Source organism: Flavobacterium sp., from assembly GCF_044368625.1.
Classification (GTDB): Bacteria; Bacteroidota; Bacteroidia; order Flavobacteriales; family Flavobacteriaceae; genus Flavobacterium.
On the sequence record NZ_JBIPPD010000035.1, the window covers coordinates 1 to 20,696 of the forward strand.

Annotated in this window: 20 protein-coding genes; 7 read left to right on the forward strand and 13 right to left on the reverse strand. The window is 36.3% G+C overall.

Annotated features, from left to right (window positions below):
• Window positions 1–715: 715 nt before the first annotated feature.
• Both ACIQ2X_RS04510 and ACIQ2X_RS04515 read left to right on the forward strand, forming a co-directional pair.
• The gene (locus ACIQ2X_RS04510; protein ID WP_396177712.1) at window positions 716–1,216 is read left to right on the forward strand and encodes an antitoxin Xre/MbcA/ParS toxin-binding domain-containing protein; all 501 of its coding nucleotides are present in this window, start codon (window positions 716–718) and stop codon (window positions 1,214–1,216) included.
• Window positions 1,216–1,680, forward strand: a complete 465-nt coding sequence (locus tag ACIQ2X_RS04515) for an RES family NAD+ phosphorylase (RefSeq protein WP_396177713.1) — start codon at window positions 1,216–1,218, stop codon at window positions 1,678–1,680. Before ACIQ2X_RS04510 ends, ACIQ2X_RS04515 begins: the two co-directional genes overlap by 1 nt.
• A 351-nt stretch (window positions 1,681–2,031) precedes the next feature.
• On the opposite strand, the gene cmk is transcribed toward ACIQ2X_RS04515, so the two are convergent.
• The 7 genes from cmk to ACIQ2X_RS04550 all read right to left on the reverse strand — a co-directional run bounded on the left by cmk (window position 2,032) and on the right by ACIQ2X_RS04550 (window position 10,358).
• On the reverse strand, window positions 2,032–2,718 hold the full coding sequence (gene cmk / locus ACIQ2X_RS04520) for a (d)CMP kinase (protein WP_396177714.1): 687 nt from the start codon (window positions 2,716–2,718) through the stop codon (window positions 2,032–2,034).
• 101 nt (window positions 2,719–2,819) lie between these two features.
• Window positions 2,820–3,296 (reverse strand): hypothetical protein, encoded by a 477-nt coding sequence (locus ACIQ2X_RS04525; protein ID WP_396177715.1) that lies wholly within the window; start codon window positions 3,294–3,296, stop codon window positions 2,820–2,822.
• 114 nt (window positions 3,297–3,410) lie between these two features.
• Entirely contained in the window at window positions 3,411–4,433 is a 1,023-nt protein-coding gene (gene porQ, locus ACIQ2X_RS04530) for a type IX secretion system protein PorQ (RefSeq protein WP_396177716.1), read from the reverse strand.
• Window positions 4,434–4,737: 304 nt separating this feature from the next.
• Entirely contained in the window at window positions 4,738–7,191 is a 2,454-nt protein-coding gene (gene lon, locus ACIQ2X_RS04535) for an endopeptidase La (protein ID WP_396177717.1), read from the reverse strand.
• A gap of 200 nt (window positions 7,192–7,391) precedes the next feature.
• Window positions 7,392–8,126, reverse strand: a complete 735-nt coding sequence (locus ACIQ2X_RS04540; RefSeq protein WP_396177718.1) for a hypothetical protein — start codon at window positions 8,124–8,126, stop codon at window positions 7,392–7,394.
• Window positions 8,127–8,176: 50 nt separating this feature from the next.
• Window positions 8,177–9,475, reverse strand: coding sequence for an MFS transporter (locus ACIQ2X_RS04545; protein WP_396177719.1), 1,299 nt, complete (start codon window positions 9,473–9,475; stop codon window positions 8,177–8,179).
• A 64-nt stretch (window positions 9,476–9,539) separates the two neighbouring features.
• Window positions 9,540–10,358 (reverse strand): M48 family metallopeptidase, encoded by an 819-nt coding sequence (locus ACIQ2X_RS04550; protein ID WP_396177720.1) that lies wholly within the window; start codon window positions 10,356–10,358, stop codon window positions 9,540–9,542.
• Between the two features lie 177 nt (window positions 10,359–10,535).
• Between ACIQ2X_RS04550 and ACIQ2X_RS04555 the strand changes: the two genes are divergently transcribed.
• Complete coding sequence (locus ACIQ2X_RS04555) at window positions 10,536–10,838, forward strand: heavy metal-binding domain-containing protein (RefSeq protein WP_396177721.1); 303 nt, start codon at window positions 10,536–10,538, stop codon at window positions 10,836–10,838.
• A 75-nt stretch (window positions 10,839–10,913) separates the two neighbouring features.
• On the opposite strand, the gene ACIQ2X_RS04560 is transcribed toward ACIQ2X_RS04555, so the two are convergent.
• From ACIQ2X_RS04560 to ACIQ2X_RS04585, 6 genes are all read right to left on the reverse strand, one after another.
• Window positions 10,914–11,102 (reverse strand): DUF2892 domain-containing protein, encoded by a 189-nt coding sequence (locus ACIQ2X_RS04560; RefSeq protein WP_396177722.1) that lies wholly within the window; start codon window positions 11,100–11,102, stop codon window positions 10,914–10,916.
• 61 nt (window positions 11,103–11,163) lie between these two features.
• On the reverse strand, window positions 11,164–14,355 hold the full coding sequence (locus ACIQ2X_RS04565) for an efflux RND transporter permease subunit (protein ID WP_396177723.1): 3,192 nt from the start codon (window positions 14,353–14,355) through the stop codon (window positions 11,164–11,166).
• Between the two features lie 165 nt (window positions 14,356–14,520).
• Window positions 14,521–14,730: a hypothetical protein gene (locus tag ACIQ2X_RS04570; protein WP_396177725.1), complete on the reverse strand. Its 210-nt coding sequence runs from the start codon at window positions 14,728–14,730 to the stop codon at window positions 14,521–14,523.
• A gap of 12 nt (window positions 14,731–14,742) precedes the next feature.
• Window positions 14,743–15,654, reverse strand: coding sequence for an efflux RND transporter periplasmic adaptor subunit (locus ACIQ2X_RS04575; protein ID WP_396177726.1), 912 nt, complete (start codon window positions 15,652–15,654; stop codon window positions 14,743–14,745).
• 15 nt (window positions 15,655–15,669) lie between these two features.
• Window positions 15,670–16,983, reverse strand: coding sequence for a TolC family protein (locus ACIQ2X_RS04580; protein ID WP_396177728.1), 1,314 nt, complete (start codon window positions 16,981–16,983; stop codon window positions 15,670–15,672).
• Between the two features lie 105 nt (window positions 16,984–17,088).
• On the reverse strand, window positions 17,089–17,715 hold the full coding sequence (locus ACIQ2X_RS04585; RefSeq protein WP_396177729.1) for a Crp/Fnr family transcriptional regulator: 627 nt from the start codon (window positions 17,713–17,715) through the stop codon (window positions 17,089–17,091).
• 138 nt (window positions 17,716–17,853) lie between these two features.
• Here ACIQ2X_RS04585 and ACIQ2X_RS04590 point away from each other — a divergent pair, with 138 nt between their 5' ends.
• The 4 genes from ACIQ2X_RS04590 to ACIQ2X_RS04605 are packed head-to-tail and all read left to right on the forward strand — an operon-like array spanning window position 17,854 to window position 20,564.
• Window positions 17,854–18,396: an RNA polymerase sigma factor gene (locus ACIQ2X_RS04590; RefSeq protein ID WP_396177730.1), complete on the forward strand. Its 543-nt coding sequence runs from the start codon at window positions 17,854–17,856 to the stop codon at window positions 18,394–18,396.
• Between the two features lie 30 nt (window positions 18,397–18,426).
• Entirely contained in the window at window positions 18,427–18,840 is a 414-nt protein-coding gene (locus ACIQ2X_RS04595) for a hypothetical protein (RefSeq protein ID WP_396177731.1), read from the forward strand.
• Window positions 18,841–18,875: 35 nt separating this feature from the next.
• On the forward strand, window positions 18,876–19,313 hold the full coding sequence (locus tag ACIQ2X_RS04600) for a sensor of ECF-type sigma factor (protein WP_396177732.1): 438 nt from the start codon (window positions 18,876–18,878) through the stop codon (window positions 19,311–19,313).
• 57 nt (window positions 19,314–19,370) lie between these two features.
• Window positions 19,371–20,564 carry an LETM1-related biofilm-associated protein gene (locus ACIQ2X_RS04605; RefSeq protein ID WP_396177733.1) on the forward strand — a complete coding sequence of 398 codons (1,194 nt, stop codon included), beginning with the start codon at window positions 19,371–19,373 and terminating at the stop codon, window positions 20,562–20,564.
• Window positions 20,565–20,696: the final 132 nt, after the last annotated feature.

Genomic DNA, 20,696 nt, shown 5'->3' on the forward strand with positions numbered 1-20,696 from the left:
ATCGTGCGTTTAAATCGGTAAAGTAACTCCTTAAATCCAGGTACTTCGGCAATGGCTCGATTGATGATCGTTGCAGATCCAACTAACTCATCTGCTTTTTTTTCTCATTGTAAATAATTTTTAATTAGTTTTGCAAAGGACTAAAATTTTCAGGTAACACGCTACCGGTAGGTTTAGTTCAACAGCTAGGGGTTCGTTGCGTCTGAAAGACGAACACCCGTGGCGATAGCCGAACGGACGAAGTAATGAACCCCCTGTTGACAAGCTTGTCCCGATTTTTTATCGGGAGAACTGGCAAAATTCGGTTGTCCTTATGGAGTTATCGTAATTTTTTGAGAGCTAATAATAAGAGGATTTAGGGTCCTCTTTTTTTTTGAGGTAAAGTCAGGGTAGTTTTTGCGTATTTTATAAAAAAGCATCGATAAATCGGATGGGATTATCGAGTGAAATGGTATTTCCGATAAAAATCGGAACAAGCTATCCAAACTGGAAAAAGTCATTTGATTACGGGGAATTCCGGTGATGTGTTGCAGGTTTAAAACACAAAATGCGCCGTTTTTATGCAACTATTTATCTATATTTGAATCAAATAAAACGGAGGTTTTCTCACAACTTGTACCGATTTTTATCGGTAGACTGACGTTAGCACTTATTTTCGACAACACTTGTATTTGTAGCACAATTGTTGTATATTCACAACACAAATGCTGTAATTATGAAAAAAGAAGTTAGACAAAAAAAAACATTTGATCCAAAAGAAAGTATTGGACGAGCTAAAGCTGCTAGAATATCATCAGCAAAATGGAGATTGGAGTCAGAAGGAAATGAATACGTTTGGGCCTCAAGACTAGAAAGGGTTGGTATCATAAGGGCAGGAATCCCATATGCTGCGATTGATGTTATAAGTAAGAGAATTAATGTTCCCGTAAAAGAGGTTTTACAAATTTTTGGATTGCCTCAAACAACATATAATAAAAAACGAAGAGAAAAATCATTACTTAACGGCAGGGATAGTGAAATTATATTACTTCTAACTGAACTAGTTGACTTTGGCATAGAAGTTTTTAATAATGAAGAAGAGAAATTTCAACGATGGATGAAAAAACAAAATATTTCTTTAGGAGGTAATTCGCCTGAAAGTTTACTGGATTCAACTACAGGAATACAAGAAGTCAAAAATTGTCTCAACAGAATTGAATACGGAAATCTCGCGTAATGAAAGTATTTAGAATTGAAAGAGAAAAATATTTAGAGACAACATTAAAAGGAGTTGGAGCCGCTTTAACAGAAGGATATAGATGGAATAGTTTAAATACCTATCTAGTTTATACTGCCGAATCTCGTGCTCTTGCAACACTTGAAGTTTCAGTACATCTAGATTTTTCAGAAGATTTACCAACAGATAGATTTTATGTTGAAATCGAAATACCAGATGAAATAGAAATATTAGAATTATCAATTGAACAATTACCTGAAAATTGGGATTCTAAACCTCCAATACTTGAGACACAATTCATTGGAGATGATTTTGTATCACAAAAAAATGCTGCCGTACTAAAAGTCCCTAGCGCTATAGTTCCACCAGAATTTAACTACATAATAAACCCAAATCATCCTGATTCTGCAAAAATAAAAGTGATTTCTACACAGAAATTATTATTTGACAACAGATTTATATAGAAATAAAAACAAGTGCCAACACCCGAGGCGATAGCCGAACGGACGAAGTAATGACCCCCCTGTTGGACAGCTTGCCCGATTTTTTATCGGGAGAACCGGCAAAAATCGGTTGTCCTTATGGAGTTATCGTTAAGTTGTTTGCGTGTTCCCAAGCGTCGGGATCAATATAATCGCAAAAAAAACCTCGTTTAGTACTTTCTAAGCGAAGTTTCGTTTTTTGTATCTTAAAAAAATAAGTTTTATTCCTACATTTAAAGGTTGAAAAAGTACTTTTTAGACCTACTACAAAGTCTGTAATTTTAAATTTATTGGGTTTTACTTTTTTTGAAAATATAAACTTATTTTATCAACTCACTCCATCGATTTTCTCACCAACTCCATCACTTTTTCGAACTGTTCTTTTTTGCTCAATTTGGAATTGTCAATCTCAAAGGCATCTTTGGCAATAATTAGTGGCGAATCTTCCCGATGCGAATCGATATAATCGCGTTCCTGCACGTTTTTTAAAACGTCATCGTAAGAAACTTGTTGTCCTTTTTGCATCAATTCTTCATAACGGCGTTGGGCACGTGTTTCGGCACTGGAATTCATAAAAATTTTGACTTCAGCATCCGGAAATACCACCGTACCAATGTCGCGGCCGTCCATAACAATACCTCGCTCCTGCCCCATTTTTTGCTGTTGTTCCACGAGTTTGGCACGCACTTCAGAAATTTCGGCTATCCGACTCACAAATTGAGAAACTTCGAGCGTACGGATTTTGTTTTCAACATTTTCGGCATTCAAAAACATTTCGGCAAAACCCAATTGTGGATTGTATTGAAACTTTAAATCAATATTGGGCAATGCATTAATCAAGGTTTGAATGTCAAAAGATTCTGAATTTATGTACCCATTTTCCATAGCAAACAAAGCCACCGCGCGGTACATGGCACCAGTGTCGACATACACGTAACCCATTTTCTGGGCAACTTCTTTGGCAATGGTACTTTTTCCGGTAGAAGAAAATCCGTCGATAGCAATAATGATTTTTTCCATAATATTTGATTGCGGTTTTTCAGACAAAAGTAAGCAACCTCAGTCTAAAAAACGACTTGTTGGTAAGAATTTACTTTTTTTCCAACGGCAAATACAACAGCTTACTTTTTAGAATAAAGGGAAATATTAAAAGTTTTTAAATCATATTCCATACCCAATTCGGTCAACTCATTTTGGGCACTGTAAGTCTTCATTTTTGTTGCCAAACTGTCTGCATTGCCAAAAACTCCCAAATCATTCCAATCGGAAAAAGGCAATTCTTGTGCTGTTTTAAGTTGTATTGTTATGGTTTTTGGCTCTTGGAGAACAGAAATCAACACTTTGTTCAATGCAGAATCGTTTGCTGTAACGGATTCTTGAGCTATTTCGGTAAATTCTTGAGCCAATGAGTTGATAATAGAGTCGCGTTGAAATTCTGAATTGTATTTTAAAACTTGTGGTTTTGTAAAATCAAGATGCATTTCAGACAAATCCAATTCAAAATCCTTGAATAAATCGGTATCTTGATTGGGCTCTTTTTTGGCGCAAGCACCGAAAATCAAACAAATCAAAATTGTAAAAGTGATTATTTTTTTCATAACACATTGATTTAAAGTAACTCAAATGTAATAAAAAAAGGCAGGAAAAGCTATGATTAATTAACAATAGATCTTGAATCCAATCAAAATTTTCAATAAAAAAGCTAAATCTCTTTAATCTTGAAAATTGATCGTCAATCCAAACAAACTGGTATTGGCCGCTAAAGTATAACGGGAATACGAATAATCGAATTTTATTTTATTAAATCGCAGTCCAAATCCTAACGAAATCCCGCTAAAAGTACGTCGTTCTTGGATACTCAATTCTTGTCCACGTCGAAAATTATAACCCATTCTTACATTAAATGCTTTTTCAGGAAATAATTCTGCTCCAACAATAACATGTCGTAAAGCGTTATTGACAAACCCAACTTTTTCGGGTGTCGAACCTCCATCAATATTTCCTTGAGCCCGTGCTGGATTGGAAAATGAAACGTCCCATTGTTGTAAATTTTCTAAAGTTAAATGCCAACGTAACGGTACGTTTTCAAGCTGTTGCGAAATTCCCGCGATGATTTCCAGAGGAAGTCTCTCCTTTTCTCCAGCGTAAGTGGTAAACTGCATTCCGATGTTTCTTATGGCAAGTGCAATATTAATATCGTTGTAATCATCTATATAAATCGCTCCCAAATCGATGGCACCACCGAAAGAATTATAACTTTCTAAAGTAGAAGAAATCAGTTTAGCGTTCGCTCCAACATACACATCAGAGTACGGAATATTGAATGCATAACCGGCGGACAAAGCGATTTCGCTTCCAGTAAAGCTTGCGGTTTCTAAACCGTTTTCGTCGAAACCTTCAAAGCTTCCATAATTTACATAATTGACACCGGCGTGAAATGTTTGCGTTCTGCGATCAAATGTATATGCATAGGATGCCGTTCCGTAAGTTACTTCGCCAAAAAGACTTCCGTAATTAAGAGACAAATGATTGTCCATTTTTTCATTAATCGTTGCAGGATTAAACAGCGCTTGATTCACATCAGAATCGTAAATGGTAATTAGTTTTCCGCCTAAAGCTGCTTGCCGAGGCGAAGTTCCGAGATCTAAAAATTGATAAATTGCCCTTCCGCCCACTTGTCCAAAAGACATTGTACTGATGAGAAAAATAACGAAAGAAAAGTGTTTTTTGAACATTTAAAAAGTATCGATTACCAAAACTATAACGGAAATGCGAAGATATTATTTTTGTGCCAACTTGATTTGTTTATTTGTTTAAAAATGAAACTTTTTTGTCTGCATTTTGATTATTTTCGGATGCTTTTCGAAACGCTAAATCAAAAAGAAATCTTTAAAATTCAGTTTTTATGGATTGTCCAATCGTCGTTTGGTTTCAAAAAACCTAAAAAGCTTACCAATTTTATTGAAAATAAAAAAGCCTAAGAAAGTATGTACTCGTTTCTTAGGCTTATATCATTTAAAAGTAGTACCAAAAATGGTATTATGCAATCACTTTTGCGTTTTTAACGTCTTGATCCGTAATAGCTATGGCCAGTACGTCGCTCATTTCTTTAACGTAGTGAAAAGTCAGACCTTCAAGATATTCTTGTTTGATTTCGTCGATGTCGCGTTTGTTTTCGTGACACAGAATAATTTCTTTAATGTTTGCTCTTTTTGCAGCAAGAATTTTCTCTTTAATTCCACCTACGGGAAGTACTTTTCCACGAAGCGTAATCTCGCCCGTCATTGCCAAACTTTTCTTGATTCGTTTTTGCGTAAAAACTGAAACAAGTGAGGTCAACATTGCAATACCTGCACTTGGTCCATCTTTTGGAGTGGCGCCTTCGGGCACGTGAATGTGTACGTTGTATTTGGGCAACATTTCGGCGTCAAGACCTAAACTTTCAGCATTTGCTTTGATGTATTCCAAAGCAATTGTTGCTGATTCTTTCATCACTGTACCTAAATTACCCGTCATGGTAAGAGCGCCTTTTCCTTTGGAAATCAATGACTCAATAAATAAAATATCTCCACCAACACTTGTCCAAGCCAATCCAGTAACTACTCCAGCTACTTCATTATTTTCTGATTTATCGCGCTGCATTCTTGGAGCTCCAAGTGCTTTTACAATATCTTCATCACTAATTTTAACGTTATATTCTTCGTCCATTGCAACTGCCTTTGCTGCACCACGAATGACCTGTGCCACTTTATTTTCCAAACCACGAACTCCGGATTCACGGGTGAAACCTTCGACAATAAATTCCAATTGTTTTCGTCCAATGGTCAATTGTTTAGGGGTCAATCCATGCTCTTTCAATTGTTTTGGAAATAAGTGCTTCCGAGCGATTTCAATTTTTTCTTCAATCGTATACCCCGACATTTTAATGACTTCCATTCGGTCGCGCAAAGCCGGCTGCACATTGCTGATATTATTGGACGTAGCAATAAACATCACTTTCGACAAATCATAACCCATTTCTAGGAAATTGTCGTAAAATTCGTTGTTTTGTTCTGGATCTAAAACTTCCAATAATGCTGAGGAAGGATCGCCGTTATGGCTGCTCGAAAGTTTGTCTATTTCATCTAAGACAAAAACCGGATTCGAAGTTCCTGCTTTTTTCAAACTTTGAATAATTCGTCCCGGCATGGCTCCAATATAGGTTTTTCGATGACCTCGAATTTCCGCCTCGTCACGCAAGCCACCTAAAGAAATCCTTACGTATTCTCGACCTAAAGCTTCAGCAACAGACTTTCCAATGGAAGTTTTACCCACACCTGGAGGTCCTGTTAAACACAAAATAGGCGACTTCATGTCGTTTCGCAATTTCAAAACGGCAAGATGTTCAATAATCCGTTTTTTAACTTCTTCCAAGCCAAAATGATCGCGATCCAAGACTTTCTGAGCAAACTTTAAATCGAATTTATCTTTCGAAAAGTGGTTCCAAGGCAAATCTAAAAACAGCTCCAAATAATTTCTTTGAATGCCAAAATCAGGTGCTTGTGGATTCATTCGCTGCATTTTAGAAAGTTCCTTTTCAAAATGTTTTTGCGTTTTGGCATCCCATTTTTTCTTAGCCGCTTTCTGCCGCATTTCTTCCAATTCCTCTTCCTGCGAAACACCGCCCAATTCTTCTTGGATGGTTTTAATTTGCTGGTGCAAAAAGTATTCACGTTGTTGCTGGTCCAAATCAAAACGCACTTTCGACTGAATATCGTTTTTTAATTCTAGTTTTTGCAACTCAATATTCATGAATTTAAGCGCCGCCAAAGCCCTGTCTTTTAAACTATTAATCGACAATAAATCTTGCTTTTCTTTAACAGAAAGATTCATGTTTGAAGAGACAAAATTGACTAAAAACGAGTGACTTTCAATGTTTTTTATGGCAAAAGTAGCTTCGGTTGGTATATTCGGACTTTCTTCAATGATAGAGGTTGCCAATTCCTTGACCGAATCGATGATAGCACTAAACTCTTTATCGTTTTTTCGTGGGCGTTTTTCGTCGACCTCTTTGATAGTGGCTTTCATGTAAGGCTCTTCGGTAGTCATTTGATCGATTTGAAAACGCTTTTTACCTTGAAGAATTACGGTTACATTTCCATCCGGCATTTTCAAAACGCGTAGGATACGTGCAACAGTACCAATTTGATGGATGTCGCCAAAAGTAGGCTCTTCGATGTCCTCGTTTTTTTGCGAAACCACACCAATCACTTTTCCTGCGGCATTGGCATCGTTGATTAATTTAATCGATTTGTCTCTTCCGGCGGTAATTGGAATGACTACACCTGGAAATAAAACGGTATTTCGAAGGGGCAAAATCGGAAGGTCATTTGGTAGATCTTCGTTATTCATCTCTTCTTCGTCCTCCGGGGTCAATAGCGGAATTAACTCGGCTTCGCTGTCCAATTCGTGGAGTGACATATTGTCTAATGTTATGATTTTTTGTTGCGACATATTATATTTAAGTCATTTTGTCATTAAGATTATCAAACTTGCAGTATAAACACATGCGAAGTTAATAAAGTATTTAATTGTAAATCAGTCCAATAAAAATAAATATCGAATTGATTTCAAGTCATAAAGTCAATCTTTATGCCACAAAAAAGCCGATTCTCTATAGAAACGGCTCTTGATAGTAGGTATAAAATTGGAGCCTAATTCAAGTTATACGAAACAATTTCGTAATCGGTTGATGTAGATCCCAATTCATTTCCAAATTTAATTAATCCAATATTTTTAGCGAACCAGTATACATTTGATTGCGAGACGCCTTGTGTATTTTGTGTTACCTCGACTTTTAAAACTTGTGAAAACGATTGCCCATTTACAGTAATTTGAGCATCTTTTTCTAGTACTTTCCCGACTATTTCAACTGGTGAATCAATAGGAATACTACCAAACATCATGGTTTGTGTAAAGTTATGTGTCCATGTTTCGTTTACTGCAAGATTGTCTTTCAAAATTTGAACTTCGGTTGGCAAAACGTTAATGGCTGGATTGCCATTTTGAGCTGGAATGGTTACTTCTTGACGGATAAAATAGGTATTGTTTTCTTTACGTGTCCAAATATTTCCGGTAAAAGCCGCTCCTTGAACCGTTGATGTACCTACAAAATTGCTGTATTTATAATAGGTTTTTCCCGCAATTTGTTCCGAAGAAATAATCTTCATAGGCGGTTCTGTGACTCCGTTATTTTTAAAAATCCATGTGTTATTTACAGCCATTGGCCAATAATCTCCAGATGGTGTACCTGGATTTTCGCCAGGGTTCTCACCAGGGTTTTCCCCAATTACAGCCGGGTCTATTGGTTCGATGTCCGTGGTACATCCTGTAAATAGTGGCGCTGAAATAGCTATAAAAAGCAATAAAATTTTATTAATTTTTTTCATCGTAAGTCAAAATCGTTAAATTATTTTTCAAATATACCTTTTTTTCGGAATCAGATAGTATTTTTTTTAGGAACTCGCAAAAGTAATACCACGCCACTGATAAAAAATAGTGTCAGAAACACAATGGAGTTCCGCATACTACCTGTAATTTCGTCGATAAAACCATACATTAGCATTCCGATTACAATTCCAACCTTTTCTGAGACGTCGTAAAAACTAAAATAGGAAGCGGTATCGTCGGTTTTTGGTAAAAATTTAGAGTAAGTGGAACGCGAAAGTGCTTGAATTCCGCCCATTACTAAGCCTACAAAACCAGCGGTTACATAAAAATGAATGGGTTCTGTAACGAAATAAGCACAAATACAAATAACAGCCCAAATGATGTTGATGGCTATGAGTGTGGGTATGTTTCCGAATTTGGCGGAAGCCCGTGAAGTAATAACCGCACCTAAAACTGCCACTATTTGAATTACTAAAATACTGATAATCAAACCAATTGTTTTCTGGTCGTCATTATCCCAATTGATTTCTTGTTCGCCAAAATACACGGCAACGAGCATTACCGTTTGTACGGCCATACTGTAAACAAAAAAGGCGATTAAATATCTTTTTAAAGTACGATTTTCAAACAACTGATTCTTTACTTTTTTTAATTCTCTAAAACCATTGAAAAAAACAGCTCTTGTTACCTTTTGACCTGTTTTGTTTCCTTTAGGCAAATGATAAAACGTATACTGACTAAAAGCGATCCACCATATTCCTGTAAATACAAAGCTTGTTTTCATCGCTTCCATTTTTTCGGCACCTGTTTCTTGTCCCATGACATAAAAGAGACTGATACCAAGCAATAAAACACTTCCAATGTATCCCAACGAATATCCTTTGGCACTCAATTTATCTTGTTGCTCCTCGAAAGCTACATCAGGCAAATACGAATTATAGAAAACACAACTCCCCCAAAAACCGATTAATCCAAAGAAATAGCACGTGAGTCCGAAATAAATATTTTCAATCGAAAACCAATACAAACCAATGCAAGACAATGCTCCAAGATAGCAAAAAAACTGCATGAATCGTTTTTTGTTTCCCACATAATCCGCAATACCAGAAAGTAGTGGCGAAATAAAAGCAACTACTAAAAATGCTGCAGCAGTAACAAAACTGATTAAAGCCGTATTCTTGAAAGTGGTTCCAAAAACTGCTACTTCCAACTGATTTTCCGGAAAAAGTGAAGCATAAAAAATGGGGAAGATTGCAGACGAAATAACCAACGGATATACCGAGTTGGCCCAGTCGTAAAATGCCCAAGCGTTTCGCAGTTTCTTACTGCCTTTTTGATTTTTACTCATAAATTTTAAAATTTTTACAAAAAAAAGCTGCCAAGGGTTTGACAGCTTCGAAAGTACTATTTTTTTATTTAAATGTAACTCCAAATTTTTTAGCTTCGGCTTTTGCTTTTGGAATCAGGTTTCGCAAATTAGTCATACGGGTTGCATCGGACGGGTGGGTACTCAACAGTTCTGGTGGTGCTCCTCCCCCTGATTTCTCTGACATTCGACTCCAAAACAACACGGATTCATCAGGATTATAACCCGCAATAGCCATTAATGTTAGTCCTATTTCATCGGCTTCACTTTCGTGTTTTCGGCTAAATGGTAACATACCAATAACATTACTTCCCGCTCCGTAAGCTTGCATTGCCATCGCTTGCGTTTGTTCGCTTTGATTTCCAACTGCAAGTTGAGTTCCTACAGCACCTAATTGTTGCACCAAACCAGCACTCATCCGTTGTTGTCCATGGTTTGCTAACGCGTGTGCCACTTCGTGTCCCATTACTGTTGCTAATCCAGCCTCGTTTTTGGTTACTGGCAAAATACCCGTGTAAATAACAATTTTACCACCTGGCATACACCAAGCATTAACCTCTGGACTATCCACTAATTTATATTCCCAACGGTAATCTTTTAAATAACCTTGATATCCTTTGGCATTTAAATAACGTTCTGCTGCATTCTTAATTTTAATTCCAACGGATTCTACTAATTTCGCATTGGCAGTTCCGCTCACTACTTTATTTGTTTTCAAAAACTCGCTGTATTGTGCAAACGCAGAAGGTAAAATTTGGGAATCAGGCACAAGTGCCATTGTTCTCTTTCCCGAAAACGGATTGGTAGCACATGAAGCAACTATTCCTAAAATGACTGCCGTGCCGATATAAATGTATCTTTTCATAATTTAAATAAATTAAACACTGTAAAAATACATTAATTTCTGAAAGCTAAAATATGGAATTTCAAAAAAAAATTACAGATAAACACTTCATTTATCTCGAAACCGAAAAGATGCTATTATTTGGTAACAAAAATACCAACTAATAGACTTATAGGTATACTGTAAAACTTTTAAATTATGATTTTAACTACTACTCAATCTATTGAAGACTATAAAATTTTAGCTTATCGCGGCATTGTATCTGGAACTGCAGTGAACATACAAAAAACGACTTTCACTTTTAACATGGAAAAATTTTATGAAGGGATGAGCGATTGTGTTTCAGAAGTTAAGACCAAAGCATTTAATCAATTGCAAGAAGAAGCTGAAAAATTAAATGCGAATGCCGTTGTCGGTATTTCTGTTGATATTGAGGTAACAAGTAGTAGTTATGTAATGGTCAGTATAACTGGAACGGCGGTAAGTATTGTGAAAAGATAAATGACTTAATTTTGTTTTAAGCAATAAAGGAATGCCGATTCAAAATTATTCGGCATTCCTTTTTTTGCGCTTTCTTTAATCTCTCACTTTAAAAATTTTTCGAAGAATATCTTCCATTAAACACCATTTGGTTAACGCAGACTGAAACAAATTTAGCCCCACAAAACCAGTGAACCACAACCAATTCTGGTTTACAAACACGGCCAATAGTACACTGATGAGAATAAAAATTCCTGCTACAGCTCTAACGATTCTATTTATCATTGTTTTTGTTTTAAATTATTGAATTTGTCATTTACCTTAAAATTGTCATAGATGTTGAAAATTAGTTTTCCCATTTTTTTCGTTCCACAACATAATATAATAATGGTACGATAACTAAGGTAAGCACAGTTGAAACAATCGCTCCCGCCACTAATGAAATGACCAATCCTTGAAAAATAGGGTCAAAAAGTATGACGATTGCTCCAATTACAACCGCTCCAGTGGTTAGTAAAATAGGAGTTGTTCGAACGGCTCCCGCTTCAATAATGGCTTCCTTTAACGGAACACCCTCTTTAAGTCGGATTTCGATAAAGTCAATAAGCAACACCGAATTTCGAACCATAATCCCTGCTAAAGCAATCATTCCGATGAACGAAGTAGCTGTAAAAAAAGCACCTAAAATCCAGTGACCCAATACAATTCCAATCAAGGAAAGCGGAATAGCTACCATCATAATTAGTGGTGTTTTAAAGTTTTGAAACCAGCCCACAATTAGCATGTAAATAATAACAATTACAATTAAAAACGCGATTCCTAAATCTCTAAAAACTTCCAGCGTAATTTGCCATTCGCCGTCCCATTTTACAATAAAATTATTTTCGTCTTTAGGTTGATTGATGTACAATTCCTGCAATGAATAACCGTTTGGTAGTCTAACTTCTTTCAGTTTTTCCTCCATTCCCAAAATGGCATAAGCGGGACTTTCTAATACTCCAGCCATATCAGCGGTAATATATACCACTCGTTTTTGATCTTTTCTACTGATGGTATTGGCTGCAATTTCCTTTTTCACGGTAACCAAATCTTTCACAGGAATCATACTTCCCGTTGCATTTTTGATTTTCAAATTTTGAATGTCTGCAATACTGGTTTTTTCTGCATCCGAAATTCCGAGTGTCATGTTTACTTGCTTTACCGAATTTTCTTTATAAAGTGTCGAAAAAGGATGTTCCCCAAGCAAGTAACTCAAATTTCCCACCAATTGTTGCGGTGAAATTCCATTCAACATGGCTTTTTCATTGTCGATATCCAATTGATATTCTGTATGTGGCGCTTGAACCGTCCAATCAATATCTACTACATCGTCTGTTTTTTCCAATATCGAATTTATTTGACGTGCTACTTCAATTTGTTGGTTGTAATTCGAGCCGTAAACTTCTGCAACGATGGTTGACAAAACGGGCGGTCCTGGCGGAACTTCAATAATTTTTACGTTTGCATGATACCTATTTGCAATTTTCTGAATCGGAACCCGAACCATTTTGGCCAAATCGTGACTTTGCTTTTTGCGGTATTCTTTTCCTACCAAATTGACTTGAATATCCGCCATATTACTTCCGCCTCGTAAATCGTAATGGCGAACCAATCCGTTAAACGTTATCGGTGCCGAAGTTCCTATGTAGTTTTGATAGCTCACTACTTCTGGAACCGAAGCTAAATAATTTGAAATTTCTTTAGTTACAGCCGCAGTGCGTTCTAACGTACTTCCTTCGGGCATGTCTATTACCACTTGAAATTCGTTTTTATTGTCAAAAGGCAACATTTTTACCGCCACCAAATTGTTAAAAAACATCCCAACAGAACCCAACAACATCAAGACAATAATAGCAACAGTCCAACGTCTTTTTAGCGAACTTTCCAGCAACGGACGCTCGATTTTGTTATATACTTTGTAAATCCAATTGGTTTCCAAACCTTGCTCCTCTTTTTCTTCTTGGTGGTTTTTTTCGCGAAGCAAATGATAACCCAAATAAGGTGTAACAGTCAAGGCTAAAAACAGCGATAATATCATTGCAATTGAAGCACCAATGGGCATCGGACTCATATAAGGCCCCATCATTCCCGACACAAAAGCCATTGGTAAAAGAGCAGCAATTACTGTAAATGTGGCTAAAATTGTTGGATTTCCAACCTCATTAATGGCGTATATGGCAGCTTTATGAAAAGGTAATTTTTTCATTTTAAAATGGCGGTGCATATTTTCGGCAATTATAATACTGTCGTCCACCACAATTCCCACCACAAATACCAAAGCAAATAATGTAATTCTATTGAGCGTATAACCCAACATATAATAGCTAAAGAGAGTCAATGCAAACGTTAAAGGAACGGAGAAAAATACGACCAAACCACCACGCCAACCCATAGCAAACATTACCAAAACCGTAACAGCAATTATCGCAACAAACAAGTGAAACAACAACTCGTTGACTTTATCCGAAGCCGTTTCGCCATAATTTCGCGTTACTTCGACCCTTATATCGTTAGGAATTACGGTTGTTTTCAGTTTTTCAACTTTTGTCAAAATTTGTTCCGAAATTTTCATTGCATCGGCACCTTTTACTTTCGCGATGGACAAAGTTACAGCGGGATAATCAGACGGATTGTTTGCGTATTTTTCATTCGCTTTACTATATCCAAAAGACACATAACTTTTTGCCGTTCCCGGGGTGTCTTGAACGGTAGCAATTTGCTTTAAATAAATCGGTTTGTTTCCCGAAACGCCCACCACTACATTTTCAACATCTTCCGTAGAAGCCAAAAACTGGCCCGTTCTTACCGAATATTCAGTGTCGTTTTGTGCAAAGCTTCCTATAATGCTACTTCCATTATTCGCTTGAATCCGTTGAATCACTTCCAAAGCATCTACGTTAACTTCTGCCATTTTATCTTTGTCTACCGTGATTTTTACCTCATGAGGACGTCCACCTATTTCTTTGGTCGTGGCCACGTCTTTGACTTTTTTAATTTCCGTTGCCACTTCTTCCACTACCTGACGAATCTCAAAATCAGTGTATTTTTCACTCCACAACGTCAAAGCCAACATCGGAACATCGTCTATCGAACGCGTTTTTATCAGTGGCGCCATCGCTCCTTGAGGCATTAAATTGATGTTTTTGAAAATCTCGTCGTATAATTTTACATACGAACGTTCGATGTCTTCGCCTACAAAAAACTGCACAATAACCACCGCCTGTCCGTTATGTGCTTCGCTGTAAATGTGTTCAACCCCTTTGATATTAGAAATCATTCCCTCCAACGGTTTGATGATGCGACTTTCCACTTCCTCCGGACTCGCTCCCGGATAACCCACTAAAATGTCGGCCATCGGAACGTTAATTTGTGGTTCTTCCTCCCGTGGAATAAGCGTTGAACTGTATACGCCAATTATCATTAACCCAATCATCAACAGCAACGTCAACTTAGAATTGATAAAAAGTGACGCAATTTTCCCTGAAAATCCTTCTTGCATGATGTTATTTTTTACTTATTAATTTGTTTTTTAAATTTGGGCGTTCCCCAAGTCCCGATAGCCATCGGGAGGTCATCCGTTCTCGCTTCCCGATGAAAAATCGGGAGAGCTCCACTTCCATCCCTAACGCAGTGAATGGTATTCAGAAATTTTGTGTTCCAACACCTATTTTAGTGTTACTTTACTTCCATTGAATAATTTTCCTTCGGCTTTAACCACATATTTTTCGCCAGCTGAAAGTCCCGAGAGTACTTCAATATTTTCGCCATAGGTTTTACCCAAACGCAACCATCTCAGTAAAGCTGTATTTTCGGCATTTACCGTATAAATTCCGCTCAATTGTCCTTGCACAATTATGGCCGCTTTTGGAACCAATACTATAGCGGTTTAGGTGGTAGTTTCTGCTTTATCAATAGGAAAAGTTGCATTGATAAACATACCCGAAAGTGCTTTGTCTTTTTTTCCATCCAAATCTAATTTCACCGCATATTGTCCGTTGCTGTTATGTGAAGAAGTACTAATTTCAATTACTTTTCCTGTCAAAGTCACATTAGAAGACTTCAGTAGTACATCTGCCACCAAACCATTCTTGATTTTTAAAATATCCGATTCCGAAACCGAAACCACCGCATGCAGTTCGCCACCTCCTTCAATCGTTACCAATGGAGCTCCAGGATTGGCCATATCACCTTGTTTCACAAAAGTTTCGGTTATGGTTCCGTCAAATGGAGCAGTCAAATTGACGTAAGCAAATTGTGCCATTACTTCATTTCGCATCGCTTTTGCGGCTTCAAAACCCGCTTGAGCCATTTGGTATTGAGTAGTAACATTATCCAATTCTTTTTGCGAAGCGCTTTGCTGTTTGAACAATGCAGTGAATCGTTCCCAATCTTTTTTGGCACTGTTGTAACTGGTTTGGGCTTGTATCACTCCAGCTTCAGCTTGGACTTTTTTGGCTTGTATGTCATCGTTGTTGATACTTACTATAAGTTGTCCTTTTCGTACGTTCTGACCCGTTTGCACTTTTAAAGCGGTTATGTAACCCATCATTCGGGTACTGATTACGGCTCTTTTTTCTGATTCAAGCGTTCCGCTTGCACTTATAAATTTAGCATTTGAACCAGAAACTACTTCTTGTATTTCAACCGATACGGGCGGAAGTTCGGTTGTGGATTTTTCTTTTTTATCGCCAGAACATGCGGAAACAATTAGTAATAAGAAAAAACTCGTTGTGGTAATTATTTTAGAATTCATTTGTTTGATTTTTATCTTTTGGTATTCGTTCATCAGTGATTTCATAGATTTTTTTTTAAATTAATTTTGCAAAAATGACACGTAATCTTTAGTAAAATTGTACTCGAAAATGGCTTGTTGGTATTCCAATTGTTTTTGAATTTTCTGCGTTTCAGAAATCAAAACATCGGTTGTTTTTTCCAAACCTTGTTCAAATCGGTTTTGTCGAATTCGATAGGCTTCTGTAGCTTGCTCCACATTTAGTTGAGCTAATTTTACTTTTTCTTGAGCGTCTTGCAATTGGCGGTTGTATTTGTTCCACTCCAATTCGCTTTTTGCTTTGTATTGCAGTTCTTCGGTTTTTGCTTTTTCGAACGTCACTTTGGCTTGTTGCAGTTTGCCAATAGATTTGTTTCCGTCGAATAAATTCCACGATAATTGTGCTCCAATTACATACCCTCTCGCGCCAGTTCCAAAAAGGCTGTTGTCGTATAATTCGTAGGTTCCAAAGGCATTCAATCGGGGTAGAAAATTCATTTTAGAAGCGTTTGCCATTTGCCGGTAGGATTCGGTAACCAGGCTTATAGCTTGAAAGTCTTTTCGGTTAGAAATGGTACTTTTCTCGGTTGCAACCGTATTTTGTTCGAACTCAAACGCATCAGTTGGTTTGTAAATCACATTTTTTTGATTGCCATTCAAAAGGAAATTAAGGTAGTCCGAACTGTTCCGAACGGCAGATTTGGCCGATTGCAATTGGTTTTTAATTTCATTAACGCGAATTTCAACGGATAAAACATCGGTTTTTTGTACCAAACCTTGTTTACTGTAATTCTGAACTAATTTGCCGTTTTCGATAGCGGTGTTCCATGCTTTTTCCAAAACAGCTACCATTTGAAAAGCCAATTGGAGTTCCATATAGCTTTTTTTCGCATCCAAAAGGATTGCTTCTTTGGTACGTTCAGACTGTAATTTATAGGATTCGGCTTTGATTCTAGCGGCTTTTCTTTGCGCAAAACCATCAACGTTTAAAAGTGGTTGTAAGACTTCAATTTTTGTAGCAAAATTTTGGGTAGTAGGGGGATTATTCAACAAACTAGGGTTGAAATCATTTTGTGTCAAAATACCCTGATTTAATTTCGAGCCAAAAGCCATCAATGGATTGGTGGTAGAAATTGCGGTGTGCGAAACCGAAACATTTGGCAAGAACACCGCTGCCGACTGACTAAACTCAGCTTGAGCGTTTTTAAAATCGAGTTGGGAAATTTTTACTTGTAAATTTTCTTCGGTAACTTTCTTCAAAATCGCTTTACGCGAAATTTCGATGGTATCTTGTGCAGCCAATTGGTTTAGGCTAAAAAAACCAAGTAAACATAGAATCATATATTTTGCATTCATAAACTTATACGTTTAATTAATGATGCAAAATTGCGATGAATGTTTCTCGTGTACAGTTACATTAGTTACATAACGAAAAAAGTAATTTTAAAAACAATTCAAATGTTATTTCAACAACTGAATTTTGTTTCGACCTAATTGAAGTTCCCCATTCTCTTCCAATTGTTTCAACAATCGAGAAACTACCACTCGAGCGGTACCTAACTCGTTGGCCAATTGTTCGTGCGTTATTAATAACGTTTTAGAAAGGGTCATTTCGGTTTTTTTATGGAGTAGATTGAGCAGTCTTTCGTCAACTTTTTTGAAGGCAATGGCATTGACAATTTCCAGCAACTCTTCGAAACGTTTGTGGTACAATCTAAAAATATAATCCAACCATTGGGGATAATCTTTAATAAACAGTGACACTTTTTCTATCGGAAGGAATAAAATTTCGGCATCTTCTTCTATTTCTGCTTTTACTTTACTGGTTTCGTTGTGCATGCCTCCAAGAAACGACATGATACAACTTTCGCCCGCTTTGATGTAATACAAAAGAATTTCACGTCCATCATCTTCCATTCGAAAAACTTTCATAACTCCCTTTGTAACAATTGGAATGGAACGAATGTGGGCGTTTTCGTTCAAAATAATGCTTCCTGCCTTGTAGTTTTTTTGAATGCCAAATTCATACAACTTAGCAATCAGCTCCGGTGATGTTTTAAACTCTGAAATTTCTTGTAGTGTGTCCATACCGCAAAGATAAGTTAGTTTCCAAACATTTAATTCAAGCCAAATTCGAATTATTTTCAGTATCTCATTTCATTTCTAAATTACATCGGTAAATTAAACCATTTCCGCTATCTTTAGTCCAAGACTTAAATTATCGATTTGCAAGACGAAAAGGAATTTATCGATCAATTATTGCATCCCCATACGCAAAATCAAGCCTTTGAAAAACTCATCAAAGATTTTCAAAGGCCGTTGTATTCACATATTCGAACCATTGTTTTGAATCACGACGACACGAATGATGTTTTGCAAAACGTTTTTATCAAAGTATTTCAGAATTTAAAAAATTTTAAAAGAGAAAGCAAACTTTTTTCGTGGGTTTATAGAATTGCAACCAACGAATCAATCACTTATATCAATCAAAAGGCTCGAAAAAACAAAATTTCTTCTCAGGAATATGCACAAAAAGAAATTGATAATCTAACAGCAGACACATATTTTGACGGCGATGCGGTACAAATAAAATTACAAAAAGCGATTGCTTTACTGCCCGAAAAACAGCAACTGGTATTTAAAATGAAGTATTTTCAAGAACTGAAATATGAAGAAATTTCGACAATTTTAGGTACTACTGTTGGCGGATTGAAGGCTTCCTACTTTCATGCAGTAAAAAAAATCGAAGATTATATGAACATCAATTAAACTATTCACGTTTTAAAAAGTCAAAGAATAATGAATAAATTTAGTTTAGAGAATCATCCCAAAATAAAAAGTGGCTTCAATGCTCCTGAAGGTTATTTTGAAAATTTAGCCTCGGATGTTTTGGAAAAAATTAATGACACACCGCCGAAAAAAGGTAGAGTTATAACATTAAAAAGTTTTGGAATAGCTGTCGCAGCCATTTTGGTATTGGCTTTAAGTATTCCATATTTCTTGAATAATGACTCTTTTAGTGAAGAAACCATTGACACTAATACACTTGAAAATTATTTGGCTTATCAATCGGGTGTTTCTGCTTATGATTTAATCCATTTGATGGAAGTTTCGGAACTTGACGCAATGCAGGTTGATCTCGCGCTTGAAGATGAATCTGTTGAAAATATATTGACAAACAACCCAAATTTAGAAAATTACTTGATTGATTGATGAAACAATAGATTAGAACAACAAATAAACGCCCTATGAAAACAAAACAAATAATTATCGCACTGTTTCTACTATTTTCAATTTCTTTTTTCGGTCAAGAGACTAAAAAAGAAAAGATAAAAGCATTGAAAATAGCGTATATCACTAAGGATTTGAATCTTACTTCGAGTGAAGCCGAGAAATTTTGGCCCATCTACAACGCTTTTGATGAAAAGCAATTCGAGCTCAGAATGGTTAAAATGCGAAAAGTGAGAAGTGAACTCAAAAGCAAACCCATCGATAGTTTCTCCGATGCAGAAGCGAATTTGCTTTTGATTCAAATTGATCAAATGGAAAATGAATCCCACGAAAACAAAAAGAAATTGGTAGCTGATTTGCGCAAAGTAATCAGTCCTGTTAAAATATTGAAACTAAAGCAAGCGGAAGATAACTTTAATAAATCATTATTAAAACAATATAAAAATAGAAATTAGAGCCGATGTTGAATACATCTCGTTAATTTTCTTAATTTTGAGGTCAAAGAAAAAGAAATGATTAATGCTTCGGCAAGTGGATGGATCGATAAATTTTTCGTCGATCAAGGTCCAATTACATTACCCAACGTTTATTATCCGGAAGATTTCTATAAGCAAATCCGTAAAACGGGCTTTGTTTATGGACACATTGTTTCGTTTAATACGCGAAAAAAAATTGACACCAAAGGTTGGATTAGTGGAGAAGTTTCAAAAGTTGCATTGTTAAGTACATTGTTCAATGCTTTCGAAATGGTAACGCAAGAGGTTGATTATAAAAAGTTTATTTCTAAAGCTTTATCTTTTTATAAAATAATTCATCCGGAAACTTTTAATCTATTAAAGAAAATTTTACCCGAAGATAATGCGAGTCAAAGTCTGGAAAAACTGATTAACGAGCGGGTCAAAACCAATGAAAATATTATCAGCAAAAATTTTTCGCATATTGTAACCAATGCCTTGCTTTTTGAAGACGTTTTGGCCTTTATGCATTACTTACTGCATAGCGAAATTCCTGAAAACTACCTTAAAAAATTGGAAGAAGCCATTATTAGTGTGGTTTCATTAGCGTTAAAAACGAAATCGAGTCCTACAAAGTATGATGATTTATTGATTAAACTTTTTGAAGCATCCGTTCGTTTTACGAAGTTTTCGAAAGTAAACGTTCAAAATTTGGAGGCGTTGCAATTGGATTATTTTACTTCAGTATTAGAGCGCTATTATCTTATTGAAATGGCAGGTTTGGCCATGTGGAGTGATGAAAAAATCGAACAAACTGAAGCTTCATTTTTATACGATTTGGCCAAAGTATTGAAAGTCGATTCGGATTTTGTTAGTGAGAGTATAAAAAGTACAGATGGGTTTATTGCGACAAATAAAAAAGAGATCCCGTATTTTAATTATTCTAATCCGGTTAAACATTTTTATGATCAAGCGACACAAACTGTGGTTGTATTGATTTCTCGAAATAAAAACCGACTGATGAAAGAGCTGTCTCAAAGTGGAGAATTGGTAGTTCTATTGGCGCATTCTACGCACCGCGACTTGGACGAGAAAGAAAAGAAAAAAGTTAAAAAGCAGCTTTTGGATATTTGCAAAACCATTCCGTCGTTAACGATTTTCTTGTTACCTGGAGGAAGTTTATTGTTGCCCATTTTAATCAAATTTATCCCAAAATTATTACCATCGGCTTTTAACGAGAATTTAGAATAAAAAAAAAAACCACTCGAAAGTGGTTTTTTAGATAACTGTAAAGTTTCACAACATTGTTGATGGCATTTCCTCCCCTTCGGGGTTTTCTTTGGAGGCGTAGCCGTAAAAGAAAACCCCGAAGGGGAAAGATAA